This is a genomic window from Hyphococcus sp., assembly GCF_041986965.1.
Classification (GTDB): domain Bacteria; phylum Pseudomonadota; class Alphaproteobacteria; order Caulobacterales; family Parvularculaceae; genus Hyphococcus.
Genome location: NZ_JBHIXB010000001.1, coordinates 1,393,530 through 1,407,129, shown reverse-complemented (window position 1 = coordinate 1,407,129; position 13,600 = coordinate 1,393,530). Strand labels below are relative to the sequence as shown.

The 13,600-nt window shown below is 60.9% G+C and carries 12 protein-coding genes; 3 read left to right on the top strand and 9 right to left on the bottom strand.

Translation table 11 applies throughout. From position 1 onward, the window contains the following. Nucleotides 1-8: 8 nt before the first annotated feature. The 3 genes from ACFC5L_RS07035 to ACFC5L_RS07025 all read right to left on the bottom strand — a co-directional run bounded on the left by ACFC5L_RS07035 (nucleotide 9) and on the right by ACFC5L_RS07025 (nucleotide 2,667). Nucleotides 9-836, bottom strand: a complete 828-nt coding sequence (locus ACFC5L_RS07035) for a lytic transglycosylase domain-containing protein (RefSeq protein WP_375200983.1) — start codon at nucleotides 834-836, stop codon at nucleotides 9-11. A gap of 66 nt (nucleotides 837-902) precedes the next feature. Then, nucleotides 903-2,024 carry a glycine oxidase ThiO gene (gene thiO, locus ACFC5L_RS07030; RefSeq protein WP_375200984.1) on the bottom strand — a complete coding sequence of 374 codons (1,122 nt, stop codon included), beginning with the start codon at nucleotides 2,022-2,024 and terminating at the stop codon, nucleotides 903-905. 49 nt (nucleotides 2,025-2,073) lie between these two features. Continuing rightward, nucleotides 2,074-2,667, bottom strand: a complete 594-nt coding sequence (locus ACFC5L_RS07025) for a hypothetical protein (RefSeq protein WP_375200985.1) — start codon at nucleotides 2,665-2,667, stop codon at nucleotides 2,074-2,076. Between the two features lie 299 nt (nucleotides 2,668-2,966). On the opposite strand from ACFC5L_RS07025, the gene ACFC5L_RS07020 reads away from it, so the two are divergent. Then, nucleotides 2,967-4,190 carry a cation:proton antiporter domain-containing protein gene (locus ACFC5L_RS07020; protein WP_375200986.1) on the top strand — a complete coding sequence of 408 codons (1,224 nt, stop codon included), beginning with the start codon at nucleotides 2,967-2,969 and terminating at the stop codon, nucleotides 4,188-4,190. 29 nt (nucleotides 4,191-4,219) lie between these two features. On the opposite strand, the gene ACFC5L_RS07015 is transcribed toward ACFC5L_RS07020, so the two are convergent. The 3 genes from ACFC5L_RS07015 to ACFC5L_RS07005 form a co-directional block, all read right to left on the bottom strand. Next, nucleotides 4,220-4,936, bottom strand: coding sequence for a protein kinase domain-containing protein (locus ACFC5L_RS07015; RefSeq protein ID WP_375200987.1), 717 nt, complete (start codon nucleotides 4,934-4,936; stop codon nucleotides 4,220-4,222). Nucleotides 4,937-5,001: 65 nt separating this feature from the next. Beyond that, on the bottom strand, nucleotides 5,002-7,248 hold the full coding sequence (locus tag ACFC5L_RS07010) for a TonB-dependent receptor (protein ID WP_375200988.1): 2,247 nt from the start codon (nucleotides 7,246-7,248) through the stop codon (nucleotides 5,002-5,004). Nucleotides 7,249-7,391: 143 nt separating this feature from the next. Next, a complete protein-coding gene (locus ACFC5L_RS07005; RefSeq protein WP_375200989.1) occupies nucleotides 7,392-8,162 on the bottom strand; it encodes an ion transporter in 771 nt (256 codons plus the stop codon). A gap of 234 nt (nucleotides 8,163-8,396) precedes the next feature. Here ACFC5L_RS07005 and ACFC5L_RS07000 point away from each other — a divergent pair, with 234 nt between their 5' ends. Next, the gene (locus ACFC5L_RS07000; protein ID WP_375200990.1) at nucleotides 8,397-10,859 is read left to right on the top strand and encodes a hypothetical protein; all 2,463 of its coding nucleotides are present in this window, start codon (nucleotides 8,397-8,399) and stop codon (nucleotides 10,857-10,859) included. A 24-nt stretch (nucleotides 10,860-10,883) separates the two neighbouring features. Continuing rightward, on the top strand, nucleotides 10,884-11,480 hold the full coding sequence (locus ACFC5L_RS06995; protein ID WP_375200991.1) for a YdeI/OmpD-associated family protein: 597 nt from the start codon (nucleotides 10,884-10,886) through the stop codon (nucleotides 11,478-11,480). Between the two features lie 6 nt (nucleotides 11,481-11,486). Here ACFC5L_RS06995 and ACFC5L_RS06990 read toward each other — a convergent pair whose 3' ends face one another. The 3 genes from ACFC5L_RS06990 to ACFC5L_RS06980 all read right to left on the bottom strand — a co-directional run bounded on the left by ACFC5L_RS06990 (nucleotide 11,487) and on the right by ACFC5L_RS06980 (nucleotide 13,585). Next, nucleotides 11,487-11,954, bottom strand: a complete 468-nt coding sequence (locus tag ACFC5L_RS06990) for a hypothetical protein (RefSeq protein ID WP_375200992.1) — start codon at nucleotides 11,952-11,954, stop codon at nucleotides 11,487-11,489. A gap of 90 nt (nucleotides 11,955-12,044) precedes the next feature. Further along, nucleotides 12,045-12,668: an ABC-type transport auxiliary lipoprotein family protein gene (locus tag ACFC5L_RS06985; RefSeq protein ID WP_375200993.1), complete on the bottom strand. Its 624-nt coding sequence runs from the start codon at nucleotides 12,666-12,668 to the stop codon at nucleotides 12,045-12,047. Next, nucleotides 12,665-13,585: an MlaD family protein gene (locus ACFC5L_RS06980; RefSeq protein WP_375200994.1), complete on the bottom strand. Its 921-nt coding sequence runs from the start codon at nucleotides 13,583-13,585 to the stop codon at nucleotides 12,665-12,667. Before ACFC5L_RS06980 ends, ACFC5L_RS06985 begins: the two co-directional genes overlap by 4 nt. Between the last annotated feature and the right edge of the window lie 15 nt (nucleotides 13,586-13,600).

The window sequence follows — 13,600 nt, the reverse complement described above, 5'->3', positions numbered from 1 at the left end:
AGACTACGCTATGACCGGTCCTGGTCGTCACGATCCTTGCGAAGGGATGTCGGGTCAAGCGCATCGAGAACGGCGAGCGCCGTCGCGCTATAGCCACTGACCGGCGCCTTCTTGATGGGTGATGTGAACGCATCAACGATCTGATGCATATAGCTGCGCACCGGAGAAAAGTCTCGCGTGGATTGTGTTTGCGCCGCCGCCGGGACGCCGCCGGTCACATTGGCTGCGCCGCCCATGGAAGTTGCGATGGAGGCGACCACTTCGCCCACGCTTTTTGCGCGCGCGCCGTCATAAAAGACATTGCGGTTCGCCGCCGCCGCCTGCGGTAACAAATCGGCGGCTTTCATGCTTGCGCCCGCAGAAAGAAGCTTCACCGCGCCGGCGGGTCCGAGAAAATGCGCCGTATAAAGGTCAGCGCTGGTCGCGGCGCGGCCAAGCCGGCCTTCAATCATCATTTTGTTTTCATTCGCCAGCTCGCCCGCCATGGCGGAAGCCGCTTCAGCGTTGAAACGCAGATTCAAAATCTTTTCGCGCGCCGCCGGATCGCTCACCTGATAACGTCCGTTGGCGTTCTGGGAGATCGCGTTCGCCGCCGCGCCGAGCCCATGTTCGGCGCCGTATTTTTTGACCGTCGAAAACCATGTCTGTTCAATAAACTGAAACAGCCCCGCAGCACTCGACGTCTTCGCCTGCGCATTGGGGTCGAAGCCGCTTTCGCGGGCGGCCATTTTCATCAGGAAATCAAAGCCGGCGCCGGTGGACGCGCTTGCGCGTTTAACCGCGCCTGTCACAGACGCAGCGCCGGTAGTCGCAGCGGCGGCGATTTCGGCAGTCATGGGCATCCCTCTGGCGGCGTTTACAGCTCAGCCCGCTCAATTTGGCGGCCAATCGTCAACAAAGCGCTAACCATCGCGTCCCGAACTGAAACGGCTTTTCGAAAACGGCGCGAGATCGAAGGGCGGCGTTTCGCCGAGGATCAGCGCCGCCATGGCCTGCGCCGCCGCTGGGGCGTGGAGGATGCCGTTGCGGAAATGACCAAGGGCGAGAAATCGCCCTTTCTCGTCCTGGCCCATGATCGGGGCGCCGTCCGGCGTGCCGGGCCGCAGGCCGGCCCAGCGCTCCAGCTCCTCAGCGTCTTCAAGCGCCGGGACGGCGCGGGCCGCATTGGCGCGAAGCCCTGCGATCGCCGCCGGAGAAACGGAATGATGGTCGAGGGGGCCGATCTCCTCGGTCGCGCCGATGACCAGACGGCCTTCGGCTTTGGGACAGATATAAGCCCCGGGCGCGCGCACGACGCGGCTAACGGCGCCCTCACTCGCAATCGCCGTCGCCTCTCCTTTTACAGGATAGACCAGTCCCATGGGCGTCAAGCCGCTGACGGCGCCGGCGGCGAGCACGATTGTCTCGGCTTCATAATCATCGCCTTCGACGCTGATGAACTGGCGCGAAGCGTCGCCGTCGCCAAGAGACAGGACCCGCGCCTTGATGATGTCAACCTGCCGCCGTTCAAGAGACGCGGTGAGCGCCGCCATCACCCGGCGCGGATCGACCTGGGTGTCCTTCGGCGCATGAAGCGCAGCGACAATCTCCGCCGACAGCGCCGGCTCCAGCTCGCGGGCTTCATCGCCGGAAATCATTTCCGCGGCGCCGCCAAGGCTTGTCACCCGCGCCGCCTGTTCGGCGAGGATCTGTGTCTGGGCGTCGCGATAGGAAAGCCCTAACGCGCCATCGCCGCGATAGTCGACAAAAACGCCAGTCTCTTCTTCCAGCACCGCCGCGTAGTCTTTCCACATGGCGAGACTGAGGGCGCCAAGGCGATAAACGGCCTCCGCCGGGCCGCCGAACTCTTCGCCATATTCAAAAGACGGCGCGAGCATGCCGGCGGCGGCATGTGTCGCCTGGGGCACGGCCGACCCGGCGTCGATCACGGCGATGGCCGCGCCGCGGTCGGCGAGCGCGCGGGCGAGCGTCAGGCCAATCACCCCGCCGCCAATGATCGCGATATCAAAACCCCTGGCTTTCATCCCATCCTTTTGGCGTTTGCCGGACCCGTTGTCATCCCGCATCCATGCGCTATTTCTTCGCGGTCGTCTCCATGCTTTCACGCGCGGCCCCTTCAGGAACCGGGAAGGCGATGAGCCGCGTCTTTTCCCGTGACCCGGCGGAAGAACCGAAAAAATAATTGACCACCGCCGCCGTCATGGTGGCGAGCGCGCCGAGCATGATCGAAAATTCAGTCTCGGCGCCCGGCGGCAGTTTTTTCGCGACCATAATCGCAAGCACCGCGAAGAAACCGATAATGACGACCGCGCCCAAAACCGAAGGTGTCCAATCGTTCATCTTTATCTGCCGCTCGCGCGCATCTGACCGGTCGCCAGCGGCGATGCGCAATTCGTCAACGCCGGCCTGGCGCAACGCGATCTGAAAATCCTGTTCTGCTTTTTTGATCGCCAGAAGCTGTTCCGGGGTTGCGACAGCAAGCGCTTCGGCAAGCGCATCTTCGTCAACAACATTGTCGCCAAAAATTGCGCGCGACAATTGCTCCACCGCAGCGCCCGCAAGCGGACCGCCCAGAGCGCGGGCAAGCCCCGGCGCCGCGCGCGCAATGGCGCGTTTTATCCGCCCTCTCGGTTTCGATGTTTTGTTCTCGCCCGACGACGCGCTCATTTTTTTCGCCTCTTTGAAAACTCATTTGGCGCATAGTCTAAGGCCGAAAAAAAATCCGTGAAAAATTATCCACCACTTTCATTTTCGTGGTACACTGGAGCAGCACCGGCTACCCCCCTGTTACACATTCAAGAATGCATTCCCGTTTAAGGCGAAAAATCCGCCGTATGCGGTCTATTCTTGCGAAAAATTCAATTTGCAATTGTCGCCGGATCAATTCATCTTCGCGGGAAATGATTCGGCGCGCGTGGAAAGCCCCATAACGATGTCGAATCGCAACGGCGGTCAAAAAAATCCCTATGGCGTTCGCAGGTGCGGCGGCTCTCCTCGCCGCTTTATTTTTGATTCTTGGAAAGTCCAAAGGCGCGGCCTTGAAGGCGGTGGACGCCGCTGCGCGCGCGCCGGCCCTGCTTCTGGCGGCAGGCGCCGCCGGCTCTCTTCTCTGGCGCTTTTCAGGCGGGCCTTTCGCCCCGTCCGAATGGACCGCCGCCGGGGCTGACGCGCTTCTTGCGGCGCTGGCTTTCGCCGCCGCCGCCCAGTTCCGGATCACGAGGCTCGCCAGCGTCTGCCCGGCCTCCTTCCGGCTGACCCTTGGCGGCGCGCCTTTATTCCTCATCGTCTGCGGGCTCGCGGCCTTCATCCTTGCGCCGCAACTCTCCTTCAGCGCCGCGTTCCTGCTTGCGGGCGCGCTGACCCTCAATGGCGCAGCCTTCGACCGCCGGGCGGTCACCGGCGCGCCGGCTCCCCAGACCATCAAGGCGGCGGTCCGGCTGGAGAGCGCCGCGATCCTTGCGCTCGGCCTTCCCTTCGCCGTCATCCTTGAATCCATCGCCACAGCAGCGCCGCAGGATATGCCGGCTGTGACGCCGCTGTTCGAAGCCTCACGCAGCTTTCTCATCGCATTTGCCTTGGGCGGCGCCTTAGGCCTCGCCGCAGCTTTTTATGGCAACAAGTTGAAATTGAAGAAAAAAGCCGCCGAACTTGCAATCCTGTCCGGCCTTGTTTCTTTCCTCCTCGCGCCGGTACTCGGCGGCCACCCGGTCCTCGCCGCAGCGGCGGCGGGCCTCCTCTGGGGCGAGCAGTCGAGCGCCCTCGCCGTCACTCGGGTCCGCCTGCGCCGCATGGCTGAGCGCGTCGTCGCGCCACTCGCCTATATCGCCTTCGGCGTGGCGCTGGCCCCGCGGGTGTTTCAGGCCGACCTCCTGACCATCCTCTTCGCCGCCGCCGCCGTCACCATCATGCGGGCCGGCCCCCGCCTCGCGGCCTTGAAGAAAACGAGCCTGCCGCGAGAGAGCCAGATGTTCCTCGCCTGGTTCGGCGGCGCCCCCGGCGCAGCCTCGGCCCTGTTCCTGATTTCCCTTTTCGATGCGCCCTCCATCGTGGCGCAGGACGCGATCCTCACCGTCGGCGCCGTCGCCGTCACCTTCGGCGTCTTCGCCGCCCGCCTCACCTCGCGCCCGCTGGTCAAGCTGTTCCTGAAACAGTCGGCGCTGGCGAAACGGCGCGCAAGGTTCGCAGACTAGACTTAGCCGTCACTTCATCGGCGCGCTGGCTACCACTCAAAGGTCTCCAGATGCGCGCGGAGATGAAACACCGTCGGAAACTTCTTGAGAATTAAATCCGAGCGGTTGCCCATGCAGATGTCGCGGATCGCCTGGGGCTGTTTCTTGTAATGCTCGCGCCCGCCAACCATGTCGTAAAGCAGCCGCGCCACACACAGGATGTCCGAGCGGCGCTCCACCGCCGGGGTGCGGCCCCAGTCGTGAAAGTCGATCGTGCGCAACTTGAAGAAAACGCCTGTGCGCTCGACGAAAATATTGCCCTTGTGAAGATCGCCGTGAAACTCCTTGCGGGCGTGGATTTCTTCGATGCCGATGGTCAGGGCGTAGATAAGACTGAGCGCCTCAAAGGCCGGCATGCGCCCGCCGCGATAGGTTTTCAGCAAATCCTCTAAAAGCGCGCCCTCGAAATATTCCGAGATCATGCAGTAGATGAACCGGTCATTGATCCACACCTCTTCGGCGTGGAGATATTTAACGACGATGTCGCAATCCCTGAGCGCATCGAGCTTGCGGGCGTGGCGGATGAAGACCGGCGCGGTCTTTTCCTTGGTTTCAAAATAAAGCTTCGCCGCGCGCGTTAGGCCCGTCGCTTTCTCCCGGATCTTGTAGACTTCCCCTTCCGAGCCCGAACCGATGCGCTCAATCACTTCATAGCGCCAGGTCAGCCGGTCGCCCTTGGAAAGGCCGAAACTGTTCTTGTTGGTCATGGCCGTGAAAGTCGCATTTTTTGCGCCCGGCGAAAAGCGGGGGCGCCAGCCTTTACCGGCGCGCCTTAAAAGCTCTTGCGGATCGCAATTTCCCATGTCCGCGGGGGACCGACAAAGACATTATAGCCGATGAACCCGAAGCCTGAGACGGCGTAATCCTTGTCGAGGAGATTGCGGCCCCGCAGCGCAAGCGCCAGCCCGTTGTCAAAGACCAGCGCCGCCTCGGCGTCGGCGATGGTGTAGCCTTCCTGACGGCGGTCCTCGAGGCCTTCGGCGTCGAGATAAAAGGCGCTTTGATATTTGGCGTTCGCCTGCAAGGCGAAGCTGACCCCGCCACCAAGCTCGCGGACATAGCGGGCAAAGCCGGTGGCCGAAACCTCAGAGGCGAAGGGCAAGGGATTGCCGTCGAAAAGGGCGGCGTTGCCGCCGATGTCTGTTGTCTGGCTGATCTCTGTTTCGAGCAGCGTCACCGACCCGCCAAGCGTGAAAGCGGGCGACGGCGTCCAGTCGAAACTTCCTTCAAGACCGTAAGCTTCGGCCTTGTCGAGATTGGAAAGCGAGTTGGAAATGATCGATCCGCCGCCCGGCAGCGCAAAATTGACGAAGATGCGCGCCTGCGGCGCGTCATAGTCCTGATAAAACGCAGCGGCCCGGAGCGCGAGGCCCGGGGATGGCTCGCCCTTATAACCAACCTCATAGGCGTTGACGGTCTCGGCGCGGAAGAGGCCTTCATCGCGAAAATGCGCGGCGTTGTTTTGCACCTCGCCATTAAAGCCGCCGCTTTTATAGCCGTTGGAGAAGGACGCATAAATCATCGCCGCATCAGAGAACCGGTAAGACAGCGCCGCATTGCCGCTGAACCGGTTTTCCTTGATGCGGTTTTCACCGACTGCCGGACCGAGGCCGTCGCGATTGTTGAAGGCGATGACGCCGTCATCGAAAATGTGAACGCCCTGGCCTTCGCCTTTGATGTCTTCATAGGTGTAGCGCCCGCCAAGGGTCAGCGTCAGCGCGTCAGTGAGGTTGATGTCGTTATAGGTGAAGATCGCGGCGGTTTTGCGCGTCTGATCGATGTCGGTGATGAGGGTTGTTGCAACGCCCGGCGACGCCGGCGACGGGCCAACACGTCCCGGCGCGCCCACATAACGGCAGGTTCCCAGCAGCGTCGCGGGATCAAGCTCGCCGCACCAGATCAGATATTCCTGTTCGAAATCCTCGCCCGCCGCAGAAACGCCAATCAGGCTGTGGCCGAGGGCCCAGTCGCCCTGCAAGCGGATCTCTTCACTCCATTGCAGAAATTCGCGGTCGTAATGGAGGTTGGCGTTCAAGGTTGGATCGCCAAAGGGCGCCGGCGCCCCGTCGAAATCGAAACCGTAATCCTGACCATAGCCTTCAAGCGCCGTCAGCGAAAACAGCTCCCATTCACCGACGGGAATGACAGACTCCAGCGAGACGCCGTAAAATTCATTGTCGGTGTCCTGTATGCCGTCGGCGCCAACAGAAATCTCATGCTTGCCAAGGTCGAGATTGAGATTGCGCGGCGCCGGATTGACGCCATTGTCTTCTTCGTAATGCGCGCGGAAGAGAAAACGCGCCGCCTCCCCTTCCCATTGCAATGACCCGCGCAATCCGAACTCATCGCGTTCGCCGCCAGCGCGCTTCGGCGCAGAAATATCCGGGTCGGTCTGAACATTATCGAGCGCCGCATCCTGTTTCAGATAGCGCCCGGCGATGCGCCCGGAAAATCCGCCGCCAAGAGCGCCGCCAATGGCGCCCGACGCATCGAGCCGGTCGAAGCGGCCATAAGACCAGCCAAGATAGCCTGTCGTTTCTTCACTTGGCGCCGCGGAAATAAAATTAACCGCACCGGAGGATGCGTTGCGCCCATAGAGCGAGCCTTGCGGACCTTTCAGAACTTCGATCCGTTCAAGATCGTAAAGCAAGGGCCCCGTCTGCACATTGGTCGCGAGAAAAACGCCGTCCAGATAAACGGCGGCGGCCGTCGGCGTCAGCGCCTGATGGTCGACGGCGCCGATGCCGCGAATCTGGAACGCAATCTGGTTGCCATTGGCGACAGCGGCCTGAACGCCCGACAAAAGCTGCGTGATTTCTTCCGCGCTGTTGAAACCGTTCGCCTTGTCGATTTGCGCCCCGCCGATCACATCGACACTCGCCGCAATATCGCTGAGGCTTTGCACGCGTTTTGACGCTGTGACGGTGATAACATCTGTTTCCGCCAGCGCTGTTTGAAAAAGGCACGGGACTGTAACCGCCGCAAAGAGAGGTAGACTGATTAGTTTTCTACGCAACATCAAAACCGTTGTTAACTGCGGCCCGAAGCCCTATCCGCATCCTCACGCGATGTCCATTGCAGAAATTCTGATGACGCCGTTAGCGAGTGCGGCGCGACTGTTAAGTCAATCAAATGTGATCGCAAACATGTAGATGTTGCATACTATTCAACGCGCCGCGCCAGCTCTTCTTTCAGAGCCTTGATCTCCCGCAGGATCGCCCGCTGGTTTTCCAGAACGTCGTCGACGACGGGCTCTGAATCCTCCTCAACGACGCGCACCACGATAGCGACGAAAAGATTGAGCATGGTGAACGTCGCGATCAATACGAAAGAGAGAAAAAATATCCATGACCGCTTATGCGTTTCGGCGACTTGCGACGCGATATCCGGCCAGCCTTCCAGCGTCATCACCTGAAACAGCGTATACATGGCGTGAAAGACATCGCCGAAAAGGTTAGGATGCGCCGGCCCGTAAAGATTGGCGGCGATCACCGCAAAGACATAGACGATCAGCGCCAAGACAACGCCGACCGAGGCGATGCCCGGGATCGAATCGAGCAGCGCCGACACGACGACCCGCATGCGCGGAATGACCGTGATGACCCTTAAAACCCGCAACACACGGAAGGCCCGGAGCGCCGCAAGCCCAGATGTGGCGGCGCCGATGGAAACAAGGACAATCAGGAAATCGAAAATATTCCAGCCATTGCGGAAATAGGCCCCGCGCCAGGCGATGATCCTCATGCCGATTTCCACCACAAAGGCGTAGACGATGACGCGGTCGACAATTTTGAGGAGCGGCGCGTCCTTGAACGCCGGAAAGGTCTCCGCGCCTAAAATAACGGCGTTGACGATAATCAGCGACAGAACGACCGCCTGAAAGGCCGAACTTTCTACAAAACGCTGTAAAGACGTTCGTTTCGGTTCCGTCATCCGCCTTGAGAGCCCTTGAAATGGAGCTGGCTGGGGAAAACCCGGCGAGCTTTCTTCACGACTTTGCTAGGCGGATTCTGCGCTACGCGGAAAGCGCCGGAAATTGAAGGTCTTTCCTTTAGTCGGCCGGCTGCGCAATCATTGCCAAATAGAAAGTCGCCGATCTTCCGGCAATTGGCCGCAAACGATTGGCTGGCTTCACAAAATCAGCTATGCGGGGCGTTTGCGGCGCATATGGGGGGCAGTCCCCATGAGGTGAGCGAAGACGTGAGCGATCTCGACGACGAACAGGAAAAAGCCGGAGGCGATGACGCTGGAGACAGCGCTCCTCGCATGCGCTTCAAGGGCATCGTCGAAGCAGAGCGCCGCGACGCCGCCAGACGCGACGATGGGCGCGAAGGCGGGCGCGACGACGGCGAGCTGATCTACTTCACGTCCAACGAGCAACGCTGGAACGCGCGCAGCCGTCAGATCTGGCACGCCGCGCGGATGACGGCGGTGTTTGTCTTTTTCTCGACCCTTGTCGGTCTGCCGCTCGGCAACTGGTTCGCCCATAAGCAAATCACAGCGCTGACCGGCGTCGACCGGCCATGGAACCCCCTTGGCGCTTTTGAAATCGAGACCGTGCTGTTCGCTTTCATCATTCCGGCGCTGGTGTTGTTTACAGGCTACGCCGTTTCACGGCTAATGGAGATGATCCGCGCCGCCGAAGCGATCGCAATCGCCGCGCAGCGTTTTGTAACGCCCGATGTCACTGCGGCGCATAATGTGGAAACAGTCGGCGCCGTCGTTCAGACACAAGTGAACGCGCTCAATCAGGGACTTGACGGCGCCCTCTCCCGCCTTGCTTCTGTGGAAGCCATGATCCGCCAGCATGTGGAGGCGATCGAAATCGCCGGCGAAGCGATTGAGGCGAAAGCCACCGGCGCCGCCGGACGCGTCGCCGATGAACGTTCGCGATTGATGGAGCTTACCGAAAGCCTCAACGCCCATGCCGACAGTTTCGCCGCCGCGATTGCGGAAAAAGCGAAGGCGGCGATTTCGTCTCTGGAGTCGGCGGAATCCACATCCGTGCAGGCGGAAAAGGATTTCGACGAGCGCCTCCATCGCCTTGAAACGGCGGCGGAGCGCGCCTTCAACTCATTTGAATCCCTGCGTGATGCGCTGCGCGATGTGGATGAAACGATGCGCGCCTCGGCGCAAGCTGTCGATCAGTCTGCAGAAGAAACCCGCGGCGCCACCGAACGCGCCAAAGCCGCCGCTGACGCCGCGGCGGAATCGGCCGCGCGCAACGCCGCCAATATCGGCTCAGCAGCCCGCGCCGCTGCAGAACAGGCGAAGAAAGCCGCCGATGACGCTGTTGAAGCTGCGCGGGCCGAGGCCGAACGCACAGCAAAAGGCGCCGTCGACGCCACCAACGAAGAAGCCATCCGCGTGCAGGACGCCACGGCGCAGGCGCTGAAAGACATTTCAGGCTCCACCGCCGACGCCCTCGCCGCAGCGGCGGAAGGCGCCGCCAAAGCAACCCGCGCCGCGGAAGACGTCACCGAAGCCGCGCGCCGCACGGGCGAAGCGGCGGAAAAAGCCTCCAGCGATGTCACCGCCGCCAGCGAACGCGCCCGCAAATCCTCGGAAGACGCCATGAAGTTCTCGGAAACCGAAGCCCAGCGTATCGAAGAGCGCAATCAGGCCCTGGCCGAAGCACGCGCCGCGCTGGAACAGGAAAATGCGCGCCTTGAATCGCTGATCGATGAACAACGCAAACGCGCTGACCGTCTCGCCGAGGCCATTGCCTCACAAACCGACCGCCTGTCGCGCCTCGCGGAAGCGCAATTGCGCGAACAGGAAGCGGCCGCGCGCCTGGCCGAAGCGCAAAACGAGATGCAGGCCCGCGCCGACCGTCAGGCAGCTGAAAAGAAAAAATCTGAAGAGGGCGAACGCAAGGCGGCGGCGGAAGAAACGGCTATTAAAGCCGACAAAGAAGCGCAGGAGACGCTGGACCTCACCCCCGCCGCCCGGCGCAAGGAACCGCCGCTCACCGCAAAGACCGCCGATCCGGCGGCGCAAAAGGCGGAAAAGAAATCCAACGGCGCCGCCCGTCTCGACGAGCTTGCGCGGGACATCGCTGAACGGCGCCCAAGCAAACAGGCGCCGCCGCAAGAACAGCCGCTCACGCTGGGCAAAGACGCCCAGAAAGGCCCGGGCGCCGCGCCCGGCAAGCGCATGAAAGGCGACGTCTCGTGGAAGGAAATCCTTGACGCCGCCGATGAAGGCGAACCGCTCGATCTCGGCAAGGCGACGAAAAAATCCGACGCGGAAGACGAAGCGCGCCGCGCGGCCGACAACGCTATCCGCATCATCGCCAGCCTGCAGGATTTCACGCAGGAACTTGAAACCCGCCTCTATGGCGATCCGCCGCCCGCGTTGCAGGAACGGTTCGATCGCGGCGACCGCAATGTCTTCGCCAATCGCCTGCTGCGCCTCAATGAAGCCGACGTAAAACGCCGCATCCGGTCGGAATCGGGCCGCGACCGCAATTTTGAACATGGCGTGCACGACTTTCTGCAAGGCTTTGAAAAACTGCTGGAAGACGCAACGACATCAGAGACCGCCGACGAAGAACTAGAGGAATATCTCTCCTCGCCGCTGGGCCGCGTCTATCTGTTAATCGGGGCGACAGTGGGGTATTTTGCGTAAGGCAGGTCTCTTGGGGAGCGCCGAATGCAAAAGACAAAGACGCCTGACGCTTATTTTAAAAATGCAACAAAGTGGCGCGACGAGCTGATCGCGTTGCGTAAGATTCTTGTGTCGACAGGCCTCACTGAAGAAATCAAATGGGGGTCGCCTTTTTACACTCTGGACGGCAAACACATTGTCGGATTGACAGCCTTCAAGACTTTTTTCTGTCTCTGGTTTCCGCAGGGCGCGCTGTTGAAAGACGAACGACAAGTCCTCATGAATGCGCAGGAAGGCGTCACCAAGGCCCAGCGCCAATGGCGGATGCAGAGCGCCAGGGACATCAAGCCCGCGATCATCAAAGCCTATGTGAAGGAGGCGGTTGCCCTCGCCAAAGCCGGCAAGGAGATCAAGCCGCAGCGCAAGGGCGCGCTCGTGCTGCCGGAAGAGCTCAAAACGGCGCTTTCAAAAAACAAACGCGCGGGCGCCGCCTTTGAAAAGCTGACGCCCGGTAAACAGCGCGAATATGCGGATTACATCGCCGAGGCGAAACAAGCGGCGACGAAAGAACGCCGTCTTGAAAAGATCCTGCCCATGATCGCCGCCGGCGGCGGCTTGAATGACAAATACAAAAACTTCTGACCTTTACTATTCGGCGGTCACAACCTCGTCGATTTCTGCAAGCGCTTCGCCGCCGCATAAGACAATTACGCCGCCATAGGTTTTTGTCAGCGCCGGTCCTTCATATTTCACGCTTTCGGTGGTGACGACTTGCGCCGCCATGCCGTCCGGCGGCGTCAGCGTCAGCATGAGGCGTTGCACCGGCGTCGCACTGCGATCAGCCATGCCTTCTTGCCAGGCGATGTCGTAACCCGGCGTCGGCAGATCAACATCGCCCGCAACATGCAGCATCGGTTTGGCGTCCGGCCCCGGCATGGCGTTCACCCAGGCGGACCAGTTGCGCGCCTCGATTACCGGACACTCCGCGGCGGCTTGCGGCGTTGACGTTTCACTGACCTCCGGGGAGTCCGCCCCGGCTTCCGTATTGTCTGCGCCGCCGCAAGCGGCGAGCGGGAAAAACGCAACACAGGATAACAGGGATATCGCCTTGTTCATGACGTCAGCTCCTTTTCGGCTGACGCCAAGAGTAGGCGCGCGGCGCGGCGAAGTCTAATGACGGCGCATGAATTCGGGGTCAGGCGCCAATCAGGAGTTGGCCCGGACGGAGGCGCCAGTGTCGAAGGTCCATTCCACGATGCCTGAAATGACCTGATCGAAGGCGCTGTCGAAAGCGGCGTAAACATCGTCTGGTTTTGTTGAGGCGGCGGAGATGCGGGCGTCAAATTTGCGCGCCGCGTAAACGGCGCCTTTGCCGTTTGAAAGACGCGCATAGATGGAAACAACCGCCGCATCGGCGCCTTCGACATCAAGCTCCAGCCGGCGAATATCTGTTTGCAAAACAAGATCGGCGACGGGAATAGCGGCGCGATCGCCAACCGCCAGAATGCGCCCAGCGTCTTCGAAAGTCTGGATCATCGCCGTCTGGAAGAGGCGCGGCGCACGATCAGCCCATTCAGCGCCCGCGAGATATTCGATGCGGCCGGGCGCAGCGGAGACGGCAATGCGCGGGGCGTCGTAGACGCGTGTGGCGCGCGGTTCGTCGACAACCAGCGAAAACTGAAGCGCGTCGCCGGCCAGCGCGTCGCCGTCAGCAGCGGCGATGTGGAAACGCGGCTTCGGGGGCGCTGCTTCCGGCAAGACGGAAACACAAGCCGGAAGGGCAAGCGCAGAAAGGAGAGCGACGCTTTTCAGCAACATCTTCATTGTCATTCGCCTCCAGCATATTCCGGCGCGCGTTCGCCGAAGAAATAGGCGTTCGGGTCGCGGTCGATTTCACGCAACACCGCATCAAGCGTGCGCATCAAACGGCGCGCCTCGGCAAGCGCCGGCGCAACCTGGCCCAGCCCCTGATCTGCAAACACCCGGATCGACGCGCGGTTCTCATTCGTAATGGCGCGCAGATCCGTGACGAGCGCGCGCGATTCAGACAACAGCGCTTCAACGTCTTCAACAGCGCCTTGCGCGTCCTCCTCCATGAAATTCTGGAGGCTTGTCGCCGCAGCGTCGAGCTTCGAAGTGACTTGCGCAAGGTCGGTCGTAATGGTGTTCAGATTGTCCAGCGTCGCCGTGATGTCATCTTCATTATTGGCGAAAGCCGCCGTCAAGGTCTCCACATTCGAGATGATGCCGGAAATGCCGTTGATATTGTCATCGGAAAGAAGACGGTTGGCCTGGGCGAGAACATCGCCGGAGCCTTCGAGAAACGCGCCGAAACCGGACATGTCGGCCGAAAGCTGCGGCACGCGCATATCGCTGACTTCTTTCAATAACGGGGCGTCGCGGCTGCCGCCGACAAACTGGATAATCGCGAGGCCGGTGAAACCGACAAATTCAAGTTCGGCCTTTGTGTCGGTTTTCACTGGCGTGTCTTTATCGACGCGCACGCGCGCAATCACGATGGACGGGTTTTCCGGATCGATGGAAAGCGTTTCCACCTCGCCTTTCTGAATACCGTTAAACCGCACCGCGGCGCCGACGGACAGGCCGGAAACACGCTCAGTGAAGATCACATCGTACTGATCATACTCACTGCTCGTCTGACTCATTTTTATGATGATATAAAACGCGAGCGCGATGGCGCTTAACACCACCGCTCCGATTACAACATATGGCGCACGCGTTTCCATCGGACTCTACTTATC

Excerpts from the sequence above, each read along its gene's own strand:
- ACFC5L_RS07005 (WP_375200989.1), bottom strand. The coding sequence starts at position 8,162 with ATGACGGAACCGAAACGAACGTCTTTACAGCGTTTTGTAGAAAGTTCG.
- ACFC5L_RS06995 (WP_375200991.1), top strand. The coding sequence starts at position 10,884 with ATGCAAAAGACAAAGACGCCTGACGCTTATTTTAAAAATGCAACAAAG.
- ACFC5L_RS06990 (WP_375200992.1), bottom strand. The coding sequence starts at position 11,954 with ATGAACAAGGCGATATCCCTGTTATCCTGTGTTGCGTTTTTCCCGCTC.
- ACFC5L_RS07020 (WP_375200986.1), top strand. The coding sequence starts at position 2,967 with ATGGCGTTCGCAGGTGCGGCGGCTCTCCTCGCCGCTTTATTTTTGATT.
- thiO (WP_375200984.1), bottom strand. The coding sequence starts at position 2,024 with ATGAAAGCCAGGGGTTTTGATATCGCGATCATTGGCGGCGGGGTGATT.
- ACFC5L_RS07015 (WP_375200987.1), bottom strand. The coding sequence starts at position 4,936 with ATGACCAACAAGAACAGTTTCGGCCTTTCCAAGGGCGACCGGCTGACC.
- ACFC5L_RS07000 (WP_375200990.1), top strand. The coding sequence starts at position 8,397 with ATGGGGGGCAGTCCCCATGAGGTGAGCGAAGACGTGAGCGATCTCGAC.
- ACFC5L_RS06985 (WP_375200993.1), bottom strand. The coding sequence starts at position 12,668 with ATGACAATGAAGATGTTGCTGAAAAGCGTCGCTCTCCTTTCTGCGCTT.
- ACFC5L_RS06980 (WP_375200994.1), bottom strand. The coding sequence starts at position 13,585 with ATGGAAACGCGTGCGCCATATGTTGTAATCGGAGCGGTGGTGTTAAGC.
- ACFC5L_RS07010 (WP_375200988.1), bottom strand. The coding sequence starts at position 7,248 with ATGTTGCGTAGAAAACTAATCAGTCTACCTCTCTTTGCGGCGGTTACA.
- ACFC5L_RS07025 (WP_375200985.1), bottom strand. The coding sequence starts at position 2,667 with ATGAGCGCGTCGTCGGGCGAGAACAAAACATCGAAACCGAGAGGGCGG.
- ACFC5L_RS07035 (WP_375200983.1), bottom strand. The coding sequence starts at position 836 with ATGACTGCCGAAATCGCCGCCGCTGCGACTACCGGCGCTGCGTCTGTG.